26 protein-coding genes are annotated in these 23,521 nt (G+C 69.7%); 21 read left to right on the top strand and 5 right to left on the bottom strand.

What is annotated here, in order from left to right:
* The first annotated feature begins 39 nt into the window (after positions 1-39).
* Positions 40-504 (top strand): lipocalin-like domain-containing protein, encoded by a 465-nt coding sequence (locus tag GYB83_RS02320; RefSeq protein ID WP_161893964.1) that lies wholly within the window; start codon positions 40-42, stop codon positions 502-504.
* Between the two features lie 36 nt (positions 505-540).
* On the opposite strand, the gene GYB83_RS23485 is transcribed toward GYB83_RS02320, so the two are convergent.
* Entirely contained in the window at positions 541-822 is a 282-nt protein-coding gene (locus GYB83_RS23485; RefSeq protein ID WP_228461137.1) for a hypothetical protein, read from the bottom strand.
* Here GYB83_RS23485 and GYB83_RS23480 point away from each other — a divergent pair.
* Positions 821-1,090, top strand: coding sequence for a hypothetical protein (locus tag GYB83_RS23480; RefSeq protein ID WP_228461136.1), 270 nt, complete (start codon positions 821-823; stop codon positions 1,088-1,090). The two genes, GYB83_RS23485 and GYB83_RS23480, sit on opposite strands and share 2 nt — an antisense overlap.
* Before the next feature lie 117 nt (positions 1,091-1,207).
* Here GYB83_RS23480 and GYB83_RS02310 read toward each other — a convergent pair whose 3' ends face one another.
* Entirely contained in the window at positions 1,208-1,687 is a 480-nt protein-coding gene (locus tag GYB83_RS02310; protein ID WP_161893963.1) for an inorganic diphosphatase, read from the bottom strand.
* Positions 1,688-1,798: 111 nt separating this feature from the next.
* Between GYB83_RS02310 and dacB the strand changes: the two genes are divergently transcribed.
* The 16 genes from dacB to GYB83_RS02230 all read left to right on the top strand — a co-directional run bounded on the left by dacB (position 1,799) and on the right by GYB83_RS02230 (position 16,030).
* A complete protein-coding gene (gene dacB, locus GYB83_RS02305; RefSeq protein WP_161893962.1) occupies positions 1,799-3,211 on the top strand; it encodes a D-alanyl-D-alanine carboxypeptidase/D-alanyl-D-alanine endopeptidase in 1,413 nt (470 codons plus the stop codon).
* Between the two features lie 23 nt (positions 3,212-3,234).
* Positions 3,235-4,299, top strand: coding sequence for an Rv3626c family coenzyme F420 biosynthesis-associated protein (locus GYB83_RS02300; protein ID WP_186349700.1), 1,065 nt, complete (start codon positions 3,235-3,237; stop codon positions 4,297-4,299).
* Positions 4,278-5,288, top strand: a complete 1,011-nt coding sequence (tilS, locus tag GYB83_RS02295; RefSeq protein ID WP_371864986.1) for a tRNA lysidine(34) synthetase TilS — start codon at positions 4,278-4,280, stop codon at positions 5,286-5,288. Before GYB83_RS02300 ends, tilS begins: the two co-directional genes overlap by 22 nt.
* A gap of 12 nt (positions 5,289-5,300) precedes the next feature.
* Positions 5,301-5,885 (top strand): hypoxanthine phosphoribosyltransferase, encoded by a 585-nt coding sequence (gene hpt, locus GYB83_RS02290; protein WP_186349699.1) that lies wholly within the window; start codon positions 5,301-5,303, stop codon positions 5,883-5,885.
* Between the two features lie 139 nt (positions 5,886-6,024).
* A complete protein-coding gene (gene ftsH / locus GYB83_RS02285) occupies positions 6,025-8,379 on the top strand; it encodes an ATP-dependent zinc metalloprotease FtsH (RefSeq protein WP_161893960.1) in 2,355 nt (784 codons plus the stop codon).
* The gene (gene folE / locus GYB83_RS02280; RefSeq protein ID WP_228461135.1) at positions 8,376-9,005 is read left to right on the top strand and encodes a GTP cyclohydrolase I FolE; all 630 of its coding nucleotides are present in this window, start codon (positions 8,376-8,378) and stop codon (positions 9,003-9,005) included. Before ftsH ends, folE begins: the two co-directional genes overlap by 4 nt.
* 35 nt (positions 9,006-9,040) lie before the next feature.
* Positions 9,041-9,877, top strand: a complete 837-nt coding sequence (folP, locus tag GYB83_RS02275) for a dihydropteroate synthase (protein WP_161894613.1) — start codon at positions 9,041-9,043, stop codon at positions 9,875-9,877.
* A complete protein-coding gene (gene folB, locus GYB83_RS02270) occupies positions 9,870-10,247 on the top strand; it encodes a dihydroneopterin aldolase (RefSeq protein ID WP_161893959.1) in 378 nt (125 codons plus the stop codon). Before folP ends, folB begins: the two co-directional genes overlap by 8 nt.
* Positions 10,244-10,753, top strand: a complete 510-nt coding sequence (gene folK, locus GYB83_RS02265) for a 2-amino-4-hydroxy-6-hydroxymethyldihydropteridine diphosphokinase (protein WP_161893958.1) — start codon at positions 10,244-10,246, stop codon at positions 10,751-10,753. The genes folB and folK overlap by 4 nt, the downstream gene beginning before the upstream one ends.
* Positions 10,750-11,256 (top strand): DUF3180 domain-containing protein, encoded by a 507-nt coding sequence (locus GYB83_RS02260; RefSeq protein WP_161893957.1) that lies wholly within the window; start codon positions 10,750-10,752, stop codon positions 11,254-11,256. Before folK ends, GYB83_RS02260 begins: the two co-directional genes overlap by 4 nt.
* Before the next feature lie 51 nt (positions 11,257-11,307).
* Positions 11,308-12,381, top strand: coding sequence for a DUF6779 domain-containing protein (locus GYB83_RS02255; RefSeq protein WP_161893956.1), 1,074 nt, complete (start codon positions 11,308-11,310; stop codon positions 12,379-12,381).
* 160 nt (positions 12,382-12,541) lie between these two features.
* The gene (locus tag GYB83_RS02250; RefSeq protein ID WP_161893955.1) at positions 12,542-13,447 is read left to right on the top strand and encodes a Rossmann-like and DUF2520 domain-containing protein; all 906 of its coding nucleotides are present in this window, start codon (positions 12,542-12,544) and stop codon (positions 13,445-13,447) included.
* A complete protein-coding gene (gene panC / locus GYB83_RS02245) occupies positions 13,444-14,337 on the top strand; it encodes a pantoate--beta-alanine ligase (RefSeq protein WP_161893954.1) in 894 nt (297 codons plus the stop codon). Before GYB83_RS02250 ends, panC begins: the two co-directional genes overlap by 4 nt.
* Positions 14,338-14,339: 2 nt before the next feature.
* The gene (gene panD, locus GYB83_RS02240) at positions 14,340-14,765 is read left to right on the top strand and encodes an aspartate 1-decarboxylase (protein ID WP_161893953.1); all 426 of its coding nucleotides are present in this window, start codon (positions 14,340-14,342) and stop codon (positions 14,763-14,765) included.
* Positions 14,765-15,556, top strand: a complete 792-nt coding sequence (locus GYB83_RS02235; protein ID WP_161893952.1) for a type III pantothenate kinase — start codon at positions 14,765-14,767, stop codon at positions 15,554-15,556. Before panD ends, GYB83_RS02235 begins: the two co-directional genes overlap by 1 nt.
* A gap of 24 nt (positions 15,557-15,580) precedes the next feature.
* Positions 15,581-16,030, top strand: coding sequence for a MaoC/PaaZ C-terminal domain-containing protein (locus tag GYB83_RS02230; RefSeq protein ID WP_161893951.1), 450 nt, complete (start codon positions 15,581-15,583; stop codon positions 16,028-16,030).
* Between the two features lie 6 nt (positions 16,031-16,036).
* Here GYB83_RS02230 and GYB83_RS02225 read toward each other — a convergent pair whose 3' ends face one another.
* From GYB83_RS02225 to GYB83_RS02215, 3 genes are all read right to left on the bottom strand, one after another.
* Positions 16,037-17,887 (bottom strand): neocarzinostatin apoprotein domain-containing protein, encoded by a 1,851-nt coding sequence (locus GYB83_RS02225; protein ID WP_161893950.1) that lies wholly within the window; start codon positions 17,885-17,887, stop codon positions 16,037-16,039.
* A gap of 105 nt (positions 17,888-17,992) precedes the next feature.
* The gene (locus tag GYB83_RS02220; protein ID WP_161893949.1) at positions 17,993-19,660 is read right to left on the bottom strand and encodes a TIGR03767 family metallophosphoesterase; all 1,668 of its coding nucleotides are present in this window, start codon (positions 19,658-19,660) and stop codon (positions 17,993-17,995) included.
* Positions 19,661-19,732: 72 nt separating this feature from the next.
* A complete protein-coding gene (locus GYB83_RS02215) occupies positions 19,733-20,341 on the bottom strand; it encodes a TetR/AcrR family transcriptional regulator (RefSeq protein WP_161893948.1) in 609 nt (202 codons plus the stop codon).
* A gap of 126 nt (positions 20,342-20,467) precedes the next feature.
* Between GYB83_RS02215 and GYB83_RS02210 the strand changes: the two genes are divergently transcribed.
* The 3 genes from GYB83_RS02210 (at position 20,468) to GYB83_RS02200 (ending at position 23,480) form a co-directional block, all read left to right on the top strand.
* The gene (locus GYB83_RS02210) at positions 20,468-21,667 is read left to right on the top strand and encodes a thiolase family protein (protein ID WP_161893947.1); all 1,200 of its coding nucleotides are present in this window, start codon (positions 20,468-20,470) and stop codon (positions 21,665-21,667) included.
* 5 nt (positions 21,668-21,672) lie between these two features.
* Positions 21,673-22,836 (top strand): acyl-CoA dehydrogenase family protein, encoded by a 1,164-nt coding sequence (locus GYB83_RS02205; RefSeq protein WP_161893946.1) that lies wholly within the window; start codon positions 21,673-21,675, stop codon positions 22,834-22,836.
* 230 nt (positions 22,837-23,066) lie between these two features.
* Positions 23,067-23,480 (top strand): rhodanese-like domain-containing protein, encoded by a 414-nt coding sequence (locus GYB83_RS02200; protein ID WP_161893945.1) that lies wholly within the window; start codon positions 23,067-23,069, stop codon positions 23,478-23,480.
* The last annotated feature ends 41 nt before the right edge of the window (positions 23,481-23,521 follow it).

Here is a 23,521-nt window from a genome sequence, read left to right as displayed (position 1 = left end):
TACGTTCGGACTAAGTAGATTGATCTATCTAGTCGAAGGATGGTGTCACCGATGGTGGAGGCTGCGCGGGATCGGCTCGTCGGAACCTGGGAACTCGTCGAGTACTCGATCACGTCGGACGCGGGCCGGGTCCATCGCCCGCTCGGGCCGAATACGACGGGTCTGATCATGTACACCGCGGACGGACACATGTCCGCGCAGCTGATGAACCCGGATCGTGCGCCGTTCGCGGGGCCGGACGTGCACGCGGGGACGTCGGACGAACTGGCCGCGGCCGCGGGTGGCTACCTGGCGTACAGCGGTCGCTATCGACTCGAGGACGACGGACTGACCGTTCACCACCTCGTCGCCGCATCGCTGTTCCCGAACTGGGTGGGCACCGATCGGGTCCGCCGCATCCGCCTCCGCACCGAGCGCAATCTGGCGCTCGGTGCGGAGCCGTTCCGCCGAAACGGCGTGGTGTGGGATCCCGCCGTGGTGTGGCGCCGCGCAGCCGCGCACTGACGGATTCGACCCCAACGAAGTACTACTGGAAGGGATTCACTCATGTCCGGACATCGTCCCGATCTCACGCTCGACGAGATGGAAGAACTCCTGCTCGCGCACGAGATCGCCGAACTCAATCAAGACATCGACGCCACGATGGCGACCGTCGTCGAGAATCCGCACTACGAGCTTCCGCCGTTGGGCCTTCAGGTCGACGGGCGGTCCGCGGTGCGCGAACTCTATCGACGTCTCCTGCCGACGCTGTCCCTCGACTTCGCGGCCCGCAAGCGAGTGCACGCCGATCGCGCCGAACACTCTCCTGAGGGAGGCGTACATGACCTTCAACGATCCGCACACGGGCGTGCGGAAGACCGGACTCTACTGCGTGATCCTCGCATTCGATCCCGTCGAGCGCCTGATCATCGGCGAGCGCCAGTACGCCGACCTCGAATACGCGAACGTCTGGCGATGGCAGCTGGGCGACGACTTCGATCGGGTTCCGGGCGTCTCGAAGATCTCCGACACCGCGCCGATCCTGGATGTGCACGACGCGTACGACGTCGCGGCGGCGCAGGGGATCACGATCGACGGACCCACGTCGTGACGGGTGGCGCCGCCCGGTAGGGAATACGAAGACGCCGCGCACCCGACTCGGGTGCGCGGCGTCGTCGTCTCGACTGCGCTCGACGGGCGGGAGAACTCCGCTCGACGGGCGGGAGAGTCAGCCCTGGTAGCGGGCGACGGCGGCCTCGGCGACCTTGATCGCCTCATCCTTGCCGACCCAGCCGCCGGGAGTCACGGACTTGCCGGGCTCGAGGTCCTTGTAGCGCTCGAAGAAGTGCGCGATGGCCTTCAGCTCGAACTCGTTGACGTCGCCGACGTCCTGGATGTGATCCCACCGCGGATCGCCCGCGGGGACGGCGAGCAGCTTGTCGTCGCCGCCGGCCTCATCGGTCATCGTGTACATGCCGACGATGCGCGCCTTGACGATCACGCCCGGGTACACCGACTCGGGGAGCAGGACCATCGCGTCGAGCGGGTCGCCGTCCTCGCCGAGGGTGTGGTCGATGTAGCCGTAGTCTGCCGGGTAGCCCATCGACGTGTACAGGTAGCGGTCGAGGTAGATCTTGCCCGTCTCGTGATCGACCTCGTACTTGTTCCGTGCGCCCTTGGGGATCTCGACGGTGACCTCGAACTCCATGCGTACGCTCCTTCTTCTCGTGTGTGGGGCCTCGTGCCAGCGGAAAACACGGGCGACGGCCTACAACGATACTGTTAGTCCTGTCCCTGCAGTTCCCAGACCGGAGGTCATGTGGCTTCGCGCACCCCGCCGACCGTGATCGAGCCGACGGCCGAGCCCGTCCGGAAGTCCAGGAAGGGACTGTGGATCGCGCTGAGCCTGCTGCTCGTCGTCCTGCTCGCGGGCGGCGGAACGGCCGCATGGTGGTTCACGTCGCAGCGCCCGGACCCGGTGCCTGCCGGAACCCCGGCGCGCCCGGGCCCGGTGACCGTCGACCAGGTGATCAGGGCCGTCTCCGATTCGGCTCCGATCCCTACCGCCGCCGGCGTCCGCGGTGCACTCGCCAAACCGTCGCGGGCCGCCGAACTCGGCGACTTCACCGGTCAGGTGACCGACCCGGTCACCGGGACGGTGCTGTGGAGTCGGCATGCCGACCAGGCGCGGACGCCCGCATCCAACGCCAAGATCCTGACCGCCGCCGCCGCGCTGATGGCGTTGCCCCACGACAAGCGGATCACCACGACCGTCGTCCTCGGCGACGACGGTCAGGCGATCCTCGTCGGCGCCGGCGATCCGACCCTCACCTCCGGCGACGACGAGCAGACCTTCTACTCCGACCCCGGGCGCATCTCCGACCTCGCCGCGCAGATCAAGCGGTCCGGGGTCCCCGTCACATCGGTCGCGTTCGCGACTCCGGGCTTCACCGGCCCGTCGATGGTCCGGACCTGGGACCGCCGCGACATCGAGGGCGGCGACATCGCGCCGCTGTCGTCGCTGATGATCGACGCGGGTCGACGCGACCCGATGAACGAGTACTCGCCTCGCACCGACCAGCCGGCCGAAGAGGCCGGGCGGGCCCTCGCCGACGCCCTCGGCGTGCACGGTGAGGTGAAGCAGGTCGACGCGCCGACGGGGGCGCGGACCATCGCGTCGGTGCAGTCGGCGCCCCTGTCGGTTCGGGTCGGCGACATGATGCGGTTCAGCGACAACGTGCTCGCCGAAATGCTCGGCGTCGAGCTCGCCGAGGCCACCGGCAAGGAGGCCAGCACGGCGGGCGGCGTCGCGGCGGTGCTCGAGGCGCTGCGCCACGCCGGGTTCGACGTCGACGACGTGAAGCTGAACGACCTGTCGGGGCTGTCGTACGCCGACAAGGTGCCCGCGGGCGTCCTCGACTCGGTGATGGCGGCAACCGTCGGCGGCGACCGGTCGACGAAGCTGCGGTCCCTGCTCGACACACTGCCCGTCGCACACGGCACGGGGACCCTCTCGGACCGTTTCGATCCGTCGCAGATGCCGGGCGCGGGCTGGGTCCGCGCCAAGACCGGAACATTGACGGGCGTCACGTCGTTGACGGGGATAGTGCAGACCGTCGACGGCCGCGTGCTGTCGTTCGCGTTGATGTCCGGCGGCACCTCGCCCGCGGACGCCCGCCCGGCCATCGACTCGGTGGCCGGAGCGCTCCGCGAATGCGGCTGCCGCAATTGATGTCCGACACGAGGAGCCGACACATGGCCGAGACCATCGCAGACGATACGACGGAGACGGCGTCGTCGATCCCGGTGGACGTCGACTGGGCCTTCGCGGCGTCCGTCGGGCGGCGCATCGCCCGTCCCGGCCCGCGGGTGACCCGCTACACGATGGAGCAGGCGCGCGCCGAGCTCACCGACGCCGCGGTCCGGGCGGAGGGGCCGGTCCGCGAGGTGACCGGACTGGCCGACGGCCTGCGGGTGCCCGCGGCACGCGTCGTCGACCGCGCCGGATGGATCGACGCGGCGTCGACGTCGATGCCCGCGATGGTGTCGGACAGCGACGAACCCGCCACCGGCGTCGGTGCGAAGCTCGCAGGTCTGCAGGCGGGCGGACTGCTCGCGTTCCTGTCGAGCGCGATCCTCGGCCAGTACGATCCGTTCACCGTCGACGCCGAGACCGGTGAGCCCGGAGTCCTGCTGCTGGTGGCGCCCAACATCATCGCCGTGGAGAGGCAGCTGCGGGCCGCGCCCGCAGACTTCCGGCTGTGGGTGTGCCTGCACGAGGTGACGCACCGTGTGCAGTTCTCGGCCAACCCGTGGATCAGCGGGTACATGCGCGACACCGTCGGCTCGCTCGCAGGCGGCGACGAGGACTCGATGACCGAGATGCTCGCGCGCGTCACCGAGGCGCTGCGCAGCGGCAAGCCGAGGGAGAAGGGCATGATCGGCGTCATGCAGCTCCTGCAGTCGCCGGAGCAGTATGCGGCGTTCGAGCGGATGCTCGCCCTCGGCACTCTCCTGGAGGGCCACGCCGACCACGTCATGGACGCGGTCGGACCGGCGCACGTCCCGTCGGTCGAGCAGATCCGCGCGGGCTTCGACGCCCGTCGCACCGCGGCCCGCAATCCGCTCCAGCGACTGTTCCGCGCGTTGATCGGCATGGACGCGAAGATGGCGCAGTACGTGCGCGGCAAGGCGTTCGTCGACGAGGTCGTCGACACCGTCGGGATGGAGCGCTTCAACACGATCTGGACCTCGCCCGACACGTTGCCGCTGATGAGCGAGATCGACGAGCCGTCGACGTGGATCGACCGCGTGCTCTGACCGCCGCGAGCGAGCGCGCGGTGATCGGCGCCGTACGCGCCTTCTCGGCCGCACACCTGACGCCCGGACCGGTGTGCGTGGCGCTCTCGGGCGGGGCCGACTCGCTGGCGTTGACGGCGGGCGCCGTCCGCGCGGGACTGGACGTGCACGCGATCGTCGTCGACCACGGACTGCAGGACGCCTCGGCCGACGTCGCGGCCTCCGCGGCGTCCGTGGCGCGCGCACTCGGTGCGACGGCCGAGGTCAGGCGGGTGATCGTGGACGGGGCGGGCGGCCTCGAGGCCGCCGCCCGCGACGCCAGGTACCGCGCGCTCGACGACGCGCGCGGCGACCGCCCGGTGCTCGTAGGCCACACCCTCGACGACCAGGCCGAGACCGTGCTGCTCGGCCTCGGTCGGGGGTCGGGTGGACGGTCGTTGGCGGGGATGCGCCCGTGGTCGTCGCCGTGGGGGAGACCGCTGCTCGACGTCCGCCGTGATCAGACCCGCGCCGCCTGCGCGGGCTGGGGCCTGCCCGTGTGGGACGACCCGCACAACGACGATCCGCGCTTCACCAGGGTCCGCCTGCGCAACGAGGTGCTTCCGCTGATGGAGGACGTCCTGTCCGGCGGCGTCGCCGAGGCCCTCGCGCGCACTGCGACGCTGCTCACGGCCGACGCCGACGCCCTCGACGCCCTCGCCCGCGGTCACCTCGCCGAAGTCGTGGACACCGGGATCGTCAACACCGGGGACCTCGCCGCGCTGCCCGCCGCGCTGCGCACGCGCGTCATCCGGATGTGGTTGCGGGAGAACGGGATCGACGCCCCACACGGGCGGATCGTGGCTGCTGTCGACGCGCTGGTCGTCGACTGGCGAGGACAGGGGCCGATCGCCGTCGGCGGCGACGCGGACACCAGACTGGTGGTCGTCAGACGCGCCGATGCGCTCCGGCTCGAGCGGGCGCGACGTCGGCGCACACGTCCCGATGTGCCACGGGCACGTCCGTCGTGACAAGCTAGAGACGTGGCATCTGACGACAACGCCCTGGGTTCGGAAAGCGGTTACGGCGGAGACATCGAGTCCGTCCTGATCAGCGGCGAGCAGATTCATGCTCGCACCGTCGAGATGGCGCAGGCCGTCGGTGAACGGTACAAGGACGCGGAGGAAGACCTGGTCCTGATCGGCGTCCTCAAGGGCGCCATCATGTTCATGACCGATTTCGCCCGCGCACTGCCGATCCCGTCGCAGATGGAGTTCATGGCGGTGTCGAGCTACGGGTCGTCGACGTCGTCGTCGGGCGTCGTCCGCATCCTCAAGGACCTCGACCGCGACATCGCCGGTCGCGACGTGCTGATCGTCGAAGACGTCATCGACTCCGGCCTCACCCTGTCGTGGCTGATGAAGAACCTCGCGACCCGCTCGCCGCGGTCGCTCGAAGTGGTGACGCTGCTGCGCAAGCCCGACGCCATGCGCGCGGTGATCGATGTGGCCGACGTCGGGTTCGACGTGGGCAACGAGTTCGTCGTCGGCTACGGCCTCGACTACGCCGAGCGCTACCGTGACCTGCCGTACATCGGAACCCTGCACCCGAGCGTCTATTCGTCCTGATCGACGGCGTCGGGAACACTGCGGGTCGCCCGAGCGTTGACAGGTAGCCTCGTATTCGTCAGACGACGGGAAGGACCAGAGGTCCGGTGCTCGCCGGGAGCGTTGAGAACGCCAGGAGCGCCGGTCCACGAGCACACCCATGAACCGTAAGAAACTGTTCCGAAACCTGGCTATCGTGGCCGTGATCCTGCTCGCCCTGTGGGGCTGGAGCGTGTTGCGGAACCCCGACAGCGAGTACAAGGGCGTCGACACGTCCGTGGCTATGACGCAGCTGACCGACAAGAACGTGAAGTCGGTCCAGATCGACGACCGCGAACAGCGGGTCCGCCTCGAGCTGAAGAAGCCGGTCAAGGTCGACGACTCCGATCAGACCAAGATCACCGCGCAGTACCCGTCGGGTGTGTCGGCGAAGGTCTTCACCGCTGCCCAGCAGTCGGGGGCCACCTACCAGACGAACATCACCAAGGACTCCGGGATCTGGCAGTCGATCCTGATCTTCGTCCTGCCGATGGTGATCCTGTTCGCCCTGTTCTTCTTCCTGATGAACCGGGTGCAGGGCGGCGGTCGCGGCGGCGTGATGGGCTTCGGCAAGTCGAAGGCCAAGCAACTGTCCAAAGACATGCCGAAGACGACGTTCGCCGACGTCGCAGGCGCGGACGAGGCCGTCGAAGAACTCGACGAGATCCGCGACTTCCTGCAGAACCCGGCCCGCTATCAGGCCCTCGGCGCGAAGATCCCCAAGGGCGTCCTGCTGTACGGTCCGCCCGGAACCGGCAAAACCCTCCTCGCGCGCGCGGTCGCGGGCGAAGCGGGCGTTCCGTTCTACACGATCTCCGGCTCGGACTTCGTCGAGATGTTCGTCGGCGTCGGCGCGTCCCGCGTCCGCGACCTGTTCGAACAGGCCAAGGAGAACAGTCCCTGCATCATCTTCGTCGACGAGATCGACGCCGTCGGACGCCAGCGCGGCGCCGGCATGGGCGGCGGACACGACGAGCGCGAGCAGACCCTGAACCAGCTGCTCGTCGAGATGGACGGCTTCGGCGACAGGTCGGGCGTCATCGTGATGGCCGCGACCAACCGCCCCGACATCCTCGACCCGGCGCTGTTGCGCCCCGGCCGTTTCGACCGTCAGATCCCGGTGTCGAACCCGGACATCGCGGGGCGACGCGCGATCCTCGCCGTCCACGCGAAGGGCAAGCCGATCGCGCCCGACGCCGACCTCGACGGACTCGGCAAGCGCACGCCCGGCATGTCCGGAGCCGACCTCGCGAACGTCATCAACGAGGCCGCCCTGCTCACCGCGCGTGAGCACAAGAACGTCATCACCGGTGAGGCCCTGGAAGAGGCCGTCGACCGCGTGATCGGCGGGCCCCGCCGCAAGAGCCGCATCATCAGCGAGCACGAGAAGAAGGTCGTCGCCTACCACGAGAGCGGTCACACCCTGGCCGCGTGGGCCATGCCCGATCTCGACCCGATCTACAAGGTCACCATCCTGGCGCGCGGCAAGACCGGCGGACACGCGCTCGCCGTCCCCGAGCAGGACAAGGAGCTGATGACCCGCTCGGAGATGCTCGCCCGACTGGTGATGGCGATGGGCGGCCGTGCCGCCGAGGAACTCGTCTTCCACGAGCCGACGACCGGAGCCAGCTCCGACATCGACCAGGCGACGAAGATCTCCCGCGCGATGGTCACCGAATACGGCATGAGCGCCAAGCTCGGAGCCGTCCGCTACGGCCAGGAACAGGGCGACCCGTTCCTCGGACGCGGCATGGGCTCGAGCGTCGACTACTCGTCGGGCGTCGCCGCCGAGATCGACGCCGAGGTCCGCGACCTCATCGAGGCCGCGCACACCGAGGCGTGGGCGATCCTCAACGACAACCGCGACGTCCTCGACGTCCTCGCGGGCGCACTCCTGGAGAAGGAGACGCTGCTGCGCAAGGACCTCGAGGAGATCCTGGACGGCGTCGTCAAGCGTCCCCGGATCACCAAGTTCGACGTCTTCGGCGACCGCACGCCCAGCACCAAGCCGCCGATCAAGACGCCGGGCGAACTGGCGGTCGAACGCGGCGAGGAGTGGCCGCCGAAGGCCCCCGAGCCGACGCCGGAGCCCGTCGGCGTTCCGCCGGTGCCGCAGTTCCCGCCGATGTACCAGCAGCCGCCTCAGAACGGTCTGCCCCAGTACGGCCAGCCTCAGCAGTACGCGCCGCCGAACGGATACGGCCAGCCCCAGTACGGGCAGCCCCAGTACGGCCAGCCGCAGTACGGGCCGCCGACAGGACAGCAGCCCGTCGCGGGGCAGCAGCACACCGGGCAGCAGCCCGCGGTCGGGCACCCCGGCCAGGGATACCTGTACCCGGGTGCGCAGGCCCCCGGAGCCGCGCCGCAGACGCACGGCACCCGCCCCGACTACGGTGCGCCCCGCGACTGGTCGGCCCCCGGCTGGCCGCCCGACGAGCCGTCCGACGACCGTTCGGGCGAACGAGGAGAACGATGACCAGCGTCGACGACAGCCACACGGTGGACGGCGTGTCCGCGCCGGGACACGCCGCGATCGGAGCCTTCGACCAGCCGCGCGCCGAAGCGGCGGTGCGGGAACTCCTCATCGCCGTCGGCGAGGACCCCGACAGGGAAGGGCTCAAGCGCACGCCCGCACGCGTCGCCAACGCCTACCGCGAGATGTTCGCGGGCCTCTACACCGAGCCGGACGAAGTGCTCGCGACCGTCTTCGACGAAGGCCACCAGGAGTTGGTGCTCGTCAAGGACATCCCGATGTACTCGACGTGCGAGCATCACCTCGTCGCATTCCGCGGCGTCGCCCACGTCGGCTACATCCCTGGCGAGTCCGGGCAGGTGACGGGGCTGTCGAAACTGGCGCGCGTCGTCGACCTGTACGCCAAGCGGCCGCAGGTCCAGGAACGTCTCACCAGCCAGATCGCCGACGCCCTCGTGCGTCGTCTCGATCCGCGCGGCGTGATCGTCGTCATCGAGGCCGAGCACCTGTGCATGGCGATGCGCGGCATCCGCAAACCGGGTGCGACGACCACCACGTCGGCGGTCCGCGGACTGTTCAAGACCAACGCCACCTCGCGCGGCGAAGCCCTGGACCTGATCACTCGGTGACCGGCAGTCCACCGGCGGACGAGCGCACCCTCGTGATGGGTGTGCTGAACGTGACGGCCGACTCGTTCTCCGACGGTGGTCGGTACCTCGACGTGGACGACGCCGTCCGCCACGGACAGTCGCTCGCCCGAGCGGGCGCCGACATCGTGGACGTCGGCGGCGAGTCGACACGGCCGGGCGCGGTCCGCGTCGACCCCGGAACCGAGGCGCAACGCGTGGTCCCGGTGATCTCGGCCCTCAGCGCCGCCGGAGTGCGGGTGTCCGTCGACACGATGCGGGCCTCGGTCGCAGCCGCGGCGCTGGAGGCGGGCGCGAGCATCGTCAACGACGTGTCCGGCGGGCGGGCCGATCCCGAGATGGGACGCGTCCTCGCCGAAGCGGGCGTCCCCTGGATCCTCATGCACTGGCGGCCCGCGGGCGACGGGGGCGACCGTCATTTCACCCACCGTGTCGAGGACGCGGGCGGATACCGCGACGTGGTCGCCGAAGTGTCCGGTGAACTGCTCGGCCAGGTCGACGCGGCCGTCGCGGCGGGCGTCGACCCCGACCGGATCGTCCTCGATCCCGGTCTCGGATTCGCGAAGACCGCCGATCACAACTGGGCGTTGCTGCACGCCCTCCCGACGCTGGTCGGCCTCGGTTTCCCGGTGCTCATCGGGGCGTCCCGGAAACGGTTCCTCGGTTCACTGCTGGCCGCCGACGGTCGCGACCGTCCGCCCGCGGGACGCGAAGTGGCGACCGCCGCGGTGTCCGCGCTGTCGGCCGCGGGCGGCGCATGGGGTGTTCGAGTGCACGATGTCGCGGCCAGTCGCGACGCCATCGAAGTGGCCGCCGCGTGGCGCGTGGGCGGACGGAGAGGTAGTCATGGCTGATCGGATCGAACTCCGCGGACTGCGCGTCCGCGGAAACCACGGCGTCTTCGACCACGAGAAGCGCGACGGACAGGAGTTCGTCGTCGACATCACCCTGTGGGTCGACCTGAGGGCGGCCGCCGCGTCGGACGACCTCGCCGACACCGTCGACTACGGCACGCTCGCGCAGCGCGCCAACGACATCGTCGCGGGTCCGTCCCGCGACCTCATCGAGACGGTCAGCGCCGAGATCGCCGACGCCGTGATGGCCGACGACGAGCGGATCACGGCGTGCGAGGTGACGCTGCACAAGCCGTCCGCGCCGATCCCGCTGACCTTCGACGACGTGGCCGTCGTCGCCCGCCGCTCACGGAAGCCGCGCGGAGCGTGACCAGCAGGGCCGTCCTGTCCGCGGGCTCGAACATCGGAGACCGCGAGGGATTCCTGCGGTCGGTGGTCGACGCGGCCGGAGACGGTCTCGTGGCCGTCTCGGACGTGTATCTGACCGCACCGTGGGGCGGCGTGGAACAGGACGACTTCGCCAACGTGACGCTGATCGTCGACGGCGACCGCGGTCCCCGTGACTGGCTCGAGTTCTGCCGGTCGTGTGAGCTGGCCGCCGAGCGGGTCCGCGACGTGCGCTGGGGACCGCGGACCCTGGACGTCGACGTGATCTCCGTCGACGTCGACGGCGTGACCGTGGTGTCGGACGAGGAGGAACTCATCCTTCCCCACCCACGCGCGGAACTGCGCGCGTTCGTGCTGGTCCCGTGGCTCGAGATCGACCCGTCCGCCACCCTCGCGACGTCCGACGGCGTGCGGGCCGTCGCGGATCTGGTCGCGCGCCTCGACCCGGCCGAGGTGGCCGGTGTCCGCCGCGGGGGAGCGCTGTCGTGACGTCCGACGACGAGAACCGCCTCGGCTCCACGAGGATCCGCGATCTGCTGGTGATCGCGCTGGTCGCGGGTGTCGCCCTGTGGATCGTGATCCGCTACAACTACGGGGCGTTCCCGTCCCTGCCGTGGCCCGCGGGCGTCTCGCTGTACATACTCGCCGTCATCGAGTTCGTCACCGGGTTCGTCGTTCGCGCCCGCGTCGCCGGACGTGACATCGGACGGGCCCGAGGGCAGCTCCACCCGATCGCCGTGGCGCGGGTGATGGTGCTGGCGAAGGCGTCGGCGATCCTCGGGGCCGTCGCCGCGGGCGGCTGGGTCGGAGTGCTCGTGTTCCTGCTGAACAACGGCCTGCTCGACGCGGCGCGCGCGGACCGTCCCGCCGCCGTGGTCGGAGCGGTCGGCGGCGTCGTCCTCGCCGTCGCGGCGGTCTGGCTCGAACACTGCTGCCGGGCGCCGGACGACCCGGAGTCCGACACCGACGCGTCCGACGCCGCGCCGGCCTGACTTTAGGTGCGGTTCCTCCGCTCACGTCTACGTGCCGGTAAGTTAGCGGGCATGACCGACGATGCACACTCCGACTCCAAGCAGGGTTCGCGTCCTTCCGCAGGCCAGTGGGTGATCGCGCTGTTCGTGGTCCTCGCCCTGGTCGCCAGCGTGCTGATGGTGGTCGGCAACGATCTGTCCATGCAGGCCTCGCTCGCGGTGATCGCCGCGCTGTGGGCCGCGGTGATCGGCGCGGTGCTGGTGACGAAGTATCGCCGTCAGGCCGATGTGGCGGAGAACCGCACCCGCGACCTGCGGCTGGTCTACGAACTGCAGCTCGAACGCGAGATCGCGGCCCGCCGCCAGTACGAGTCGGACGTGGAGGCGTCGATCCGCCACGAGCTGGCGACCGAGTCGAACCACGAGCTCGAGGAGTTGAAGATCCAGGTCCTGGCACTGCGGTCGAGCCTCGAGCAGTTGTTGGGCGAGCCGCTTCCGGCGTCGCGGATCGCCATCGGGCTCGAACGTCCCCGTGAGCTGGGATCGGGTCTGGCCGGTGCGTCGTACGCGGAGGCGTCCGACGATCGGGCCGCGGCCGAACGCGACTTCGCGACCACCGCGCCGCCCGTCGAGTCGGGTCGCCACGTGCCGAGCGACGATGCGCCGCCGTCGGGCATGACGGAGATCATCCCGGTCGTGACCGAGGAGCCCGAACGCGAACCGGAGCCGCGTCCCGCGCCGCAGCAGCCGCCGCAGCCGCAGCAGACACCGTCGGGTCGCTTCCCGCAGCCGCCGCCGGTCCCGCAGACTCCGCAGCGCCCGCAGGGCGATCTGCGTCCGCGCCCCGAGCCGCGCCCGCAGACCGGACAGCAGCCGCGACCGCAGTTTCCGTCGGGTCCGCAGACCGGCGGTCATCAGCGCGCCGCGTTCGGTCCGGGCGCGTACGAGCCGCCGTCGGGCCCGGTCCGGCAGGCTCCGGGACGCCCCCAGCCGCCGCGTCAGGCCCCCGGGCCGCAGCAGCCGCACCCGAACGAGGACGGCGCGCACGCCGCGGGCCGACCCGCGAGCGAACTGTTCTCCAGGCTGCGGGAGACCCCGGACGACCCCGACCGCCAGTCCGGTGGTCGCCGTCGCCGTCGGGACTGACCGCTTCCGCTAAACCACCGTCGCGTGAGGCCGATCACAGCGGTGTGGCGGGTCCGTGACCGTGGGCCTATCGTGGTGTCCGAACGTCTGGTACCCGGAGCGTGCGAACCGCGCGTGCGAGGGACTGGAACGGAGTGTGGAGGCAACGGTGGATTCACCGATGGCGCCGGCGCGTCTGCGCGTCGGGATCGTGAGCGCGGGCCGAGTGGGCACCGCGCTCGGCGAGGCCCTCGCCGCGGCAGGCCACCGCGTCGACTCCGTCGTCGCGGGTTCCCCGCAGTCGGCCGCTCGTGCCGCGCAGCGGCTCCCGTCCGCCCGCATCCGTGAACTCCCCGACCTGGTGGCGGTCTCCGACCTCATCGTGATCGCCGTCCCCGACACGGAACTGGACAAGGTCGCCGCCGAGATCGCGGCCGTCGACTCGTTCCGACCCGGGACCATCGTCACCCACACGGCGGGCGCGCACGGCGTATCGGTCCTGTCACCGATCGCGCACCGTGGCGGCATCGTCCTGGCGACCCATCCGGCGATGACGTTCATCGGCGCACCGGACGACACGAAACGTCTGGCCGCATCGTGCTTCGGGGTGACCGCGGCGGACGAGATCGGTGACGCGATCGCCATGACTCTCGTCATGGAGCTCGGCGCCACTCCGATTCGCATCGCGGAGACCAGCCGCACGCTCTATCACGCGGCGCTCGCGCACGGTGCGAACAACCTGAACGCCCTGATCACCGACGCCGTCACCGCGCTGCAGGCCGCGATCGGCGGACCGTCCGGCGACGCCGCGGGATCGGCGACGGTCGACGGCGGAACCATCGGCCTCGCCGAGCAGTTGCTCGCGCCGCTGGTCACCGCGTCCCTGGAGAACGTGCTCGCGCAGGGACGGTCCGCGCTGACCGGCCCCGTCGCACGCGGCGACGTCGACACCGTCGCCCGACACATCGAAGAACTGTCCGACGTACACGAGGGCATCGCACGCGGATACCGCGTGCTCGCCGGTCGCGCTGCAGCCCAGCACGACGCGGCTCCGGCCCTCCGCGACCTGCTGGAGGCACAACCGTGACCGATGCACCCCTCTTCACCCCAGGCGAGCTGACGGTCCACCGCGACCCTGCCGTGATGCGCCGCATCACCAAGGCTCTGCGCGGCACCGGCAAGCGTGTCGCACTCGTCCCGACGATGGGCGCCCTCCACGAGGGGCACCTGCAGTTGGTGCGTACCGCGCAGGATCTGGGCACCGTCGTGGTGGTGTCGATCTTCGTGAACCCGCTTCAGTTCGGCGAGGGCGAAGACCTCGACGCCTACCCGCGCACCTTCGACGACGACGTCGCCAAGCTGCGCGCCCTCGGCGTGGAACTCGTGTTCGCGCCGACGGCCGCGCACATGTACCCGGTGGGTCAGCGGACCACGGTGCACCCGGGTCCGGCGGGCGCCATCCTCGAGGGCGCGGCTCGTCCCACGCACTTCGCGGGCATGCTGACCGTCGTCAACAAGCTGTTCAACATCGTCGCGCCGCACGTCGCGTACTTCGGCGAGAAGGACTACCAGCAGCTGGTGTTGATCAATCAGATGGTCAACGACCTGAACATCGACGTGTCCGTCGTCGGCGTGCCCACGGTCCGCGAGGCCGACGGCCTCGCGTTGTCCTCGCGCAACCGCTACCTGTCCCCGGACGACCGCGAACTGGCGACGACGCTGTCCGCGGCCCTCCTGGCGGGCACCCACGCCGCCGAGCACGGTGAGACGGCGATCCTCGCCGCGGCGCAGGCGGTGCTCGACACCGAACCAGGCATCGAGGTCGACTACCTCGCGCTGCGCGGCCGCAATCTCGAGGAGCCCCCGGAGGTGGGGGACGGGCGGCTGCTCGTCGCCGCCCGCTTGGGTTCCACACGTCTGCTCGACAACGTCGGCGTCGCCATCGGCACCGGTTTCATCGGAAGAGAAGAAGGTTGATCATGTTCCGCACCATGATGAAGTCCAAGATCCACCGGGCGACGGTCACCCAGGCCGACCTGCACTACGTCGGCTCGGTGACCATCGACGCCGACCTGCTCGAAGCGTCCGACATCCTCGAAGGCGAGCAGGTGACGATCGTCGACATCGACAACGGCAACCGCCTGGAGACGTATGCGATCGCCGGTGAGCGCGGCACGGGTGTCATCGGGATCAACGGCGCCGCGGCGCATCTCGTCCACCCCGGCGACCTCGTGATCATCATCGCGTACGGCGTGATGAACGAGGCCGAGGTGGCCGCGTACTCGCCGCGCGTGGTGTTCGTCGACGCCGACAACGCCCAGATCAGCGTCGGCGACGACCCGGCCGACGTGCCGGCCGACTCCGGTCTCAAGGACCCTCGGCGCCCCGAGCTCGCCACGGTCTGATGCTGCTGACCGTCGACATCGGCAACACGAACATCCACCTCGGGGTGTTCGCGGGCATCGGCGACCACGCGGAACTCGTCCGCGACTGGCGTATCCACACGCAGCCGAACTACACGGCCGACGAACTCGCGCTCACCCTGCGCGGTCTGCTGGGGCGCGACGTGGAGCAGGTGACGGCCGTCGCCGCGTTGTCGACGGTCCCGTCGCTGCTGCGGGAGATGCGCGTCATGCTGCCCCGCTACTTCGGCAACGGCCCGCACGTGCTGCTCGAGCCCGGCGTCCGGACCGGCGTCCCGCTGCTCGTCGACAACCCGAAGGAAGTCGGCACCGATCGGGTCGCCAACGCGTTGGCGGCACACGAGGGCTTCCCCGATCGCCCGTGCATCGTCGTGGCCTGCGGAACGGCGACGGTGATCGACGCGGTGTCGGCGACCGGCGAGTTCCTCGGCGGCGCGATCGCGCCGGGAATCGACCTGGCGGTCGGTGCGCTCAGCGATCACACCGTCACCGTGCGGAAGGTGGAGTTGCGGCCGCCGCGCAGCGTGGTCGGCAAGAACACCGTCGAGGCGCTGCAGTCGGGCATCCTATACGGGTTCGCGGGCCAGATCGACGGCCTCGTCGGCCGCATCCGGCGAGACGTCCCCGGCTTCGACGGGCCGAACGTGGCCGTCGTCGCCACCGGGTATCTCGCGCCGCTGGTGTTCGACGAGTGCTCCACGCTCACCGATCACCATCCGCACCTCACACTGGACGGTCTCCGCCGCGTCCACGAACGCTCGCGCAAGCGCTGACGGCGGCCGGTATACCGTCGGGTGATGGACAAGATCTACGCCGACGACCTGCATGTGGGCGCCGTCTATCCGTTCGGCACGTACGAGGTGACGCTCGACGAACTGATCGAGTTCGCGACGCAGTGGGACCCGCAGGACTTCCACACCGACGCGGACGCGGCCGCGCGCAGCGTGTACGGCGGACTCATCGCGAGCGGCGTGCACACGATCGCGATCAACCAACGACTGAGCGTCGAGGCCGTCTACCGGCACTGGCACGTCATCGCGGGGCACAGTCTCGGCGACGTCCGGTTCGTGCGACCGGTGCGGGCGGGTGACGTTCTGTCCGGCCACGCGGAGATCACGGCCGTCGCGCCCGAACCGGATCGCGGTCGCGCCGTGGTCGGCGTGGCGATGACCGTCACGAACGGGACGGGGCGCCCGGTGCTCACCGCCTCGACGGATCTGTACGTGCACCTGGCGCCCCGGTCGTAGTGTCGGTCAGCTTCGCAGTCGTGCGGCCGCGTATCCCGCCGTCGCGGCGATGACGACTGCGGCCGCCCCGCCGCCCCACGCCCACCAGTTGGTGGTCGACCCGGTGGCGATCGCGTTGTCTGGCGTCGCGGACGTCTTGTCGCCCGCCAGCGCGGTCGGCGAGGTCGACGACGACGGCGCCGTGCTCGACGGTGCCGCGGCCTTCTTCTTGGCGTCGGTGACCGCGCGTGCCTTCTCCTCCTCGGTGCCCGCGACGGTGAACGGCGACGACGTGTCCTGGCTGCGATCGGACGAACCGTGCGCGGCGAACGTGTACACGGCGCACGAGTTCTCGATGCAGTTGCCCGCGGCGAACACCGGCGCGATCTCGAGGGTCACCGAGAACGAGCCGCCGGAGATCTGCGTCGACGGCACCCAGGTGACGGGGCTGTAGACGCTCGAATCGGTGGTCGAGTACTTGCCGGTCTCGGCGACGCCGACGTACACGCCGGGGCCGGTGGTGGCGAATCCCGTGCCGTTCACGGTGACGGCGGTGGTGCCGGTCGCGGCGATCGTCGACGTCGACAGCGACGCCGAGGCGGTGCTCGGGCCGCTGTTCTGCGGGACCGGGCCCCGGCGGGACGCGCCACCGTCCTGGGGGACGTTCACGACGCCGCGCGCGGCCGGACCCCCGGTGAACGAGACGCCGGTCGCGGTGTCCTGGCTGCGGTCGGACGAGCCGTGCGCGGCGAACGTGTAGACCGCGCACGCGGCCTTCGTGCAGTCGGCGCGGGCGAACTTGGCCTTCACCGGCAGTTGCACACTGAACGAGCCGTCGCCGCGCATCCGGCCGTTGCTCGTCGCGACCCAGACGGCCTGGTCGCCGAACGACGACTGGTCGGTGACGGAGAACTGATCGGTCTGCGCGAGGCCGACGTACACACCGGGCCCGCTCGTGGAGAATCCGGTGCCCGACACGGTGACGGTGTCGCCCGCGGGGTTGAGTCCGGAGGTGCGATCGACGCTGACCGACGGGCCCGCGCCCGGTCGGGGCTTGACGGGCGTCGTCGGCGAGCCGGGCGCGGTCGTCCCCGGTGCGGTGGGCGTGGTCGGGCCTCCGGCGGCGAACGAGATCGGCACCCATGCGTCTTGACTGCGGTCGGCGAGCTTCGGGAACGCGGTGAACGATGCGACGAAGCACGCCGTCTTCCGGCAGTCGACCTTGGCGAACGTCGAGGTCACGGTGATCTGTGTGGAGAAGGTCCCCGATCCGGACGTGGTGACCTTCTTCGCGTCGGCGTAGGTGCTGGGATAGCCGGACGACGGTTTGGCGATGGTCTGCGTGACGTAGATGTTCTCGCCCGCCTTGTAGCCGGTGCCGCTGACGGTCACCGTCGCGCCGGACTTCAGCCCGGTCGTCGGCGTCACGGTCAGCACCGGAGTGCCGCGGCTCGGGCCGTTGCCGCCCGGCATCAACGCCATCAGGCTGTTCAGCAGGGCCATGCCCTGCGCGGTCAGACGCTCGCGGACGTCGGTCAGCATCGACACTTTGGTGGCGGTCGACGCCTGGTGCGGCAGCAGGATCGACGTCCCGTCGATCAGGTCGACCCGCTCGCCGGACTCCGGCCGCGGCGTCGTCTCCGGCGCGGTGGGGCGAGGAGCGCTCGTCGACGGGGTCGTCGTCGACGGCACAGGGGTGGTCGTCGGCGTGGTGGTGCGATCGCGCGGCTTCGACTTCTGGTTCGCGCCGGGCACGAGGTCGCCGATGACGGCGAGCCCGTCGTCGATGGGCGACGCGTGCGCGGGCACGGCGCCGAACGCCGCGGTGAGCGCGGCCGCGGCGGCGACGACGGACAGTCGGATGATCGGGAGTCGCATGCGAGTCCTCCACCTGGAATGGTCACTAAGGTCAGGCAACCCTATTCCGGGGGAGGTTCGATCGCAAAGTCGGGGGCGTCGTTTTTGTGACGCGGAAGACGGCCCCTACCTCAGCGGATGTGTGAGGATCAGCTCGCAGTTGCGGTCCGACGGCACGCCGAGGAGGGCCGGATCGGCGTGGATGTCGTTGAACGCGAGCTCGCGGTACAGGCTCGCGAGGCCCTTCTGCGACAGGTCGGACGTGTCGGCCGTGTACGGGCTGTCCGCCTCGATGAGCGGGGTGAAGATGCTCAGCGTGCCGTCCTTGTTGTCGGCGACCTCGATGATCCGGGCGAGCTGTGGGAAGTCGATGTGACTCGCCGTGTTGATCTCCCAGAAGCTGTGCTTCGGCGTCGATCCCTTGTGCGCGAAGATCTGATTCTTGTGCGTGTGGCCGTTCACCCAGGCGATGACGTTGGTGTGCGACTTGAGGCGTTCGACGAGATGCGTGCCGTCGAACGTGGCCTCGCCCGGCGTCTCCGGGTTGGGGAGCTTGGCGGTCATCGTCTGCGACGTGTGATGGCTGAACACCATGACCAGCTGGTCGCTGTGCGAGGAGATCTGACGCTCGATCCACGCGAGCTGCTTCTCGCTGATCGAGCCGTCGGCGATCCCCATGCTGTTGGTGGTGTTCATCGCGATGCCGACGAGTCCCGGGGCGATCTGGAACCGGTACCAGGTGGGGCCGTCGGGATCGGAGAACCCGTGACCGACGGGGCCCGGGCCGGTGATCGCCGGGTCGAAGTGCTTGCGGACGAACTCCTGCGCCGTGTACGGGCGACGCCGCAGATCGCGCGTCGCAGGCAGGACGGGGCCGGTCCGGCGCAGGGTCGCCAGGAGGCCGGGGACCGCGCTCGGGTCCGAGCCGAGGGCCCGACCGATCGCGACGGCCGTGGGGTCGGTGCCGGGCAGGTCGTACTTCACGTCCGACAGGTACAGCCAGTCGACGATGCCGTTCGGCACGGTGCCCAGGAGCTGATCGTCGTGGTTGCCGAACACCGAGTACCAGGGCGTCTTGAGTCCTGGGCTGACATGGGTGCGGATGGCGGCGTGCAGCATGCCGGGGATCGTCGGGAATCCGCGGTCCTTGTAGATGTCGGGGAAGTCGAGCTCGGGGCGGTAGTACTCGGCCGAACCCAGTGCCTGCACGCCTTCGAACTTCGTCTTCGAACCGGTGTTGGCGGTGATCGATCCGCCGGACAGGAGGTGCTGGTACCAGCCGAGTTCGACGATCTCGTGATTGTCGGTGTTGTCGCCGGTCGAGACGACGCAGTCGAACGCGCGGCCGGTGAACGGGCCCCTGGCGAGCGCGTTGATGCGGTTCACCAGGGCCACGCCGGCCTGGGTGCCGAGCGACTCCTGCGGGCGGAACGCCGGTCCCTGAATCGGGTGGACGTACTCGAAACGCGCCGGACTCTGCACATCGGTGATGTGGATGTCGGTGAGCTGCACGAACGACCCGACGGCGGTCCTGCGGTTGTCGCGTCCGGACTTGGCGGTCGCCAGTTCCTCGCGGATGTACAGCGGCCAGCCCTTGCCCGCGACGAGCTTCCGGTATCCCTTGGCGTTGGCGCGACCGCCGACACCGACCTGTTCGAGCGTGGTTCCGGCCGTGTTCGCCGACGACGCGGCCCCCGGCTCGGCGCGGCCGACGCCCGGGATCAGCGACGACGCCGCGACAGCGCCTGCGGCGGCACCGGTGCGGCGCAGGAACGAACGGCGGGACATGCTCATTCTGGAGACCTCCACATGACGTGAGAGCGAACGGGATATGAAGGAACTGTAACCTCCCTCACCCTCGACGCCCTACTGGTCGGCCCGGTCGGGCACTCGTGCGCGCACGCTCAGGGTCGGTTTCTCGCCGGAGTCGGCGTCGTCGGCGGTCAACTGGGTCCACATGGCGTCGACCATCGGCTGCAGGAACAGGTGTCCGACCTGGCGCACCATGAGTCCGACGGTCTGCTCCGCGACGCTCCGGTCGGTGGACGCCTGGCCCGATTCCCGCAGTCCGACGACCTGGACTCGGCTCAGTTCGGTGAGGCGGGCGAGCAGGCGTCCGCCTCCCGCCGGGTCGAGCAGCTGGCGTCGCAGGTAGTTCACGACGGCGGGGTTCGCTTCGAGCATCGCGGCGACGGACGCGTCGCGCGCGGCCGCGACCTCGGCGGGACTTCCCTCGTCGCCTGCCTCGGCGATCGCCGAGGCGTGGTAGTCGACGACGAGCTGTTCGACGGCGTCGCGGATCCCGTCCTTCGTCTTGAAGTGGTGCTGGACGAGTCCGACCGTCACGCCTGCGGCCGCGGCGACGGCGCGCATCGAGACGCGGTCCTCGCCGTACTGCGCGTACATGTCGAGGGCGGTGTTCCGGATCTTCGCCTTGGCGGTCAAGTCGCCGGAGGCCGCACTGGGGTCGCTCATCGGAACTCCTTCACAGCGAGAAGTGTACGAGCAGTCATTGACCGATACGGCCACACTGATTACGATACAAGTGTATAGCCGTGTGGTGATCGACACCACACGGTGTCGGTGTGGAGGAGTCTGGAAATGAACAACCCGTCCGAAGCGGTTATCGTCGGCGCAGTCCGCACCCCGGTCGGCAGGCGCGGCGGTGCGCTCGCGGCCTGGCATCCCGTCGACCTGCTCGGAGCGGCGATCGCCGACGTCGTCGACCGCAGCGGCGTGGAACCGGCGCTGATCGACGACGTGATCGCGGGCTGCGTCCTGCAGACGGATGTGCAGTCGGGCAATGTCGCCCGCCACGCGATGCTGTCCGCGGGACTCCCGGAATCGGTGCCTGCCGTGACGGTCGACAGGCAGTGCGGTTCCGGACTGCAGGCCGTCAGTTTCGCGGCGCAGGCGGTCATGGCCGGCTCACACGACCTCGTCGTGGCGTGCGGGGTGGAATCGATGTCGCAGGTCGCGACCCCTCCGTCGCTGATCCCCGGATCGCCGCTCGGCCCGCAGTACAGCCCGCGCGAACTGGCCCGCTACGACGGTGGCCTGATGGCGCAGGGCTTGTCGTCGGAGCTCATGAACTCCGACTACGGCATGACACGGGAAGCCCTCGACGACTTCAGCATGCGCAGTCACCGGAGGGCCGCTGAGGCGATCGCCGCAGGCCGATTCGAAGCGCAGACGGTGCCGCTGCACTCCGACCCGGCCGACGACGGGTCGCCCCTGGTGACGCGGGACGAGGGCGTGCGCGCCAGCATCGACCCGGCGAAGATCGCATCGCTGCGCACGGTGTTCGCCGACGACGGGATGACGACCGCGGCCAACTCGTCGCAGATCAGTGACGGTGCGGGCGCCCTGCTGATCGCGAGCCGCTCGTTCGCCGCCGAGCACGGGCTCGCGCCGCGGGCGCGCTTCCGCGCGCTCAGCGTGGCGGGCGCCGATCCCGTCGTCCAGTTCACCGCGGTGCTCGAATCCACTCGTCGCGCTCTCAAGCGGTCGGGCCTGGAGATCGACGAGATCGACCTGTTCGAGGTCAACGAGGCGTTCGCAGGCGTCCCGCTGATGTTCCAGCGCGAGTTCGGAGTCCCCGACGGCAAGCTCAACGTCAACGGCGGCTCGATCGCCATCGGCCACCCGCTCGGATCGACCGGCGCCCGGATGTTGACCGATCTGCTGTGTGAACTCGAGCGGACGGGCAAGCGGATCGGGCTGCTCACCGTGTGCGAGGCGGCAGGCACGGCCAACACCACCATCATCGAGCGAATCGACCCCGCGTTCACCGGAAAGTGAGAACCATGACGACAACCCTCTTCCCCACCTACCGCGCCTCGTGGGAGAGCGACGACCAAGTCGCGCTCCGCGCACACGCCCGTGCGTTCTTCGCCAAGGAGTCCGTCCCCAATCAGGAGCGATGGGCGAAGCAACACAAGGTCGACCGCGAGTACTGGAACAAGGCGGGAGACGCCGGACTGCTCTGCCTGGACATTCCAGAGGAGTTCGGCGGCTCCGGGGGCGACTTCGGTCACGAGGCGGTCGTCGCGCACGAGCTGGCGTTGGCAGGGGACTCCGCGTTCGGCTTCGCCGTCCATTCGACGATCGTCGCCCACTACATCAACGCCTACGGCACCGATGAGCAGAAGAAGCGCTGGCTGCCCGGAGCCGTCACCGGCGAGTCGGTGCTGGCGATCGCGATGACCGAACCCGGCACCGGCTCCGACCTGCAGTCGGTCCGCACGACCGCCGTGCGGGAGGGCGACGACTACGTGATCAACGGGTCGAAGACGTTCATCTCCAACGGCACCCACTGCGACCTGCTCGTCATCGTGTGCAAGACGGACCCGACGCAGGGCGCGAAGGGCGTCTCGCTGATCGTGGCCGAGACGAAGGATCTGCCGGGCTTCGAACGCGGCCGTGTGCTGGAGAAGCTCGGTCAGCATGGTCAGGACACCCGCGAGCTGTCGTTCACCGACATGCGTGTTCCGGCGGCCAATCTGCTCGGCGGCGTGGAGGGGCAGGGCTTCTACCAGCTGATGAGCCAACTGCAGCGCGAACGTCTGATCATCGCGGTCGGGGCGGTCGGCGTCGCCGAGGCCGCGCTGATCGAGACGCTGAAGTACGTGAAGGAACGCGAGGCGTTCGGACAGCCGATCCTGAAGTTCCAGAACACGAGGTTCGTGCTGGCCGAATGCAAGGCCGACGTCCTCGCGGGCAAGGCGCTGATCGACCACTGCATCAGCGAGCAGATCGCGGGCCGCCTCGATCCGGCGACCGCGTCGATGGCGAAGCTGTGGGGCACCGAGAAGCAGAAGGAGATCGTCGACCGTTGTCTGCAGATGTTCGGCGGCTACGGCTACATGGCGGAGTATCCGATCGCCCGCATGTACGCCGACACCCGCGTGCAGACGATCTACGGCGGCACCAGTGAGATCATGAAGGAACTCATCGGTCGTTCGCTCTGACCCCTGCAAACGTTGGTGACGTTTTCCGGTGTGGCAGCCGAAAACGTCACCAGCGTTTTGCGCTGGGCTGCGCAAAACGCTGGCCGAGAGCAGGCCGCTGTGGCAGAGTGGCCTTCGTGATCAAGAGCTGTCAGGAGTGTTGTCAGGGCTGACGTCCCGCTTTCGAGCGAGGACCGCCCTGAATTTCGGCAACCTCCCCGCACGTTCGATCACTTCTCGAGGAATCCCTCATGACTGTCGCGTTCTCCGCACCCGTCTCTGCCCCGTTCGTCTCCGTCCCGCTGTCGGTCCAGGCCGACGCCTACCGCGCCGAACTCGCCGCGGGCGCCGTCGCCGTGGATCTCCGCGGTGCCGACCTGCATCGCGTCCACGGCGCACTCCTCGGCGCGATCGCCGTCGACTCCGATCAGGCGCTCGACCTCCTGCGCCCCGACTCGGCGACGGCGCTGCGTGCCGCGACCGTCGACGCGCAGTGGATCCTCGTCTCCGAGGACGGCTACGACGCCGAATGGCTCGCCTGGCATCTGCAGGCGCGCGGCGTTCGCGGTGCGCGGTTCGTCGTCGGAGGCCACCGGGCGCTGCGTCGGCGCGGTGTGACCGGTTCGATCGGCGCCGATGCGCTCGGCCTGTACGACCCGCGCTGACCTGGCGTCTCGATTGGTGTCCGGCCAGCCCGGACACCTAA

The sequence above is a fragment of the Gordonia spumicola genome, assembly GCF_009932475.1.
GTDB lineage: Bacteria > Actinomycetota > Actinomycetes > Mycobacteriales > Mycobacteriaceae > Gordonia > Gordonia spumicola.
This window is presented reverse-complemented; position numbering and strand designations above follow the sequence as displayed.

What these genes read in the sequence shown, in the direction of transcription:
- GYB83_RS02320 (WP_161893964.1), top strand. Translation starts at nt 40, where the DNA reads ATGGTGTCACCGATGGTGGAGGCTGCGCGGGATCGGCTCGTCGGAACC.
- panD (WP_161893953.1), top strand. Translation starts at nt 14,340, where the DNA reads ATGTTCCGCACCATGATGAAGTCCAAGATCCACCGGGCGACGGTCACC.
- GYB83_RS02215 (WP_161893948.1), bottom strand. Translation starts at nt 20,341, where the DNA reads ATGAGCGACCCCAGTGCGGCCTCCGGCGACTTGACCGCCAAGGCGAAG.
- ftsH (WP_161893960.1), top strand. Translation starts at nt 6,025, where the DNA reads ATGAACCGTAAGAAACTGTTCCGAAACCTGGCTATCGTGGCCGTGATC.
- folB (WP_161893959.1), top strand. Translation starts at nt 9,870, where the DNA reads ATGGCTGATCGGATCGAACTCCGCGGACTGCGCGTCCGCGGAAACCAC.
- folP (WP_161894613.1), top strand. Translation starts at nt 9,041, where the DNA reads ATGGGTGTGCTGAACGTGACGGCCGACTCGTTCTCCGACGGTGGTCGG.
- GYB83_RS23480 (WP_228461136.1), top strand. Translation starts at nt 821, where the DNA reads ATGACCTTCAACGATCCGCACACGGGCGTGCGGAAGACCGGACTCTAC.
- GYB83_RS02220 (WP_161893949.1), bottom strand. Translation starts at nt 19,660, where the DNA reads ATGAGCATGTCCCGCCGTTCGTTCCTGCGCCGCACCGGTGCCGCCGCA.
- GYB83_RS02300 (WP_186349700.1), top strand. Translation starts at nt 3,235, where the DNA reads ATGGCCGAGACCATCGCAGACGATACGACGGAGACGGCGTCGTCGATC.
- GYB83_RS02205 (WP_161893946.1), top strand. Translation starts at nt 21,673, where the DNA reads ATGACGACAACCCTCTTCCCCACCTACCGCGCCTCGTGGGAGAGCGAC.
- GYB83_RS02255 (WP_161893956.1), top strand. Translation starts at nt 11,308, where the DNA reads ATGACCGACGATGCACACTCCGACTCCAAGCAGGGTTCGCGTCCTTCC.
- GYB83_RS02230 (WP_161893951.1), top strand. Translation starts at nt 15,581, where the DNA reads ATGGACAAGATCTACGCCGACGACCTGCATGTGGGCGCCGTCTATCCG.
- GYB83_RS02310 (WP_161893963.1), bottom strand. Translation starts at nt 1,687, where the DNA reads ATGGAGTTCGAGGTCACCGTCGAGATCCCCAAGGGCGCACGGAACAAG.
- GYB83_RS02210 (WP_161893947.1), top strand. Translation starts at nt 20,468, where the DNA reads ATGAACAACCCGTCCGAAGCGGTTATCGTCGGCGCAGTCCGCACCCCG.
- GYB83_RS02235 (WP_161893952.1), top strand. Translation starts at nt 14,765, where the DNA reads ATGCTGCTGACCGTCGACATCGGCAACACGAACATCCACCTCGGGGTG.
- GYB83_RS02250 (WP_161893955.1), top strand. Translation starts at nt 12,542, where the DNA reads ATGGCGCCGGCGCGTCTGCGCGTCGGGATCGTGAGCGCGGGCCGAGTG.
- GYB83_RS02225 (WP_161893950.1), bottom strand. Translation starts at nt 17,887, where the DNA reads ATGCGACTCCCGATCATCCGACTGTCCGTCGTCGCCGCCGCGGCCGCG.
- GYB83_RS23485 (WP_228461137.1), bottom strand. Translation starts at nt 822, where the DNA reads ATGTACGCCTCCCTCAGGAGAGTGTTCGGCGCGATCGGCGTGCACTCG.
- folE (WP_228461135.1), top strand. Translation starts at nt 8,376, where the DNA reads ATGACCAGCGTCGACGACAGCCACACGGTGGACGGCGTGTCCGCGCCG.
- GYB83_RS02200 (WP_161893945.1), top strand. Translation starts at nt 23,067, where the DNA reads ATGACTGTCGCGTTCTCCGCACCCGTCTCTGCCCCGTTCGTCTCCGTC.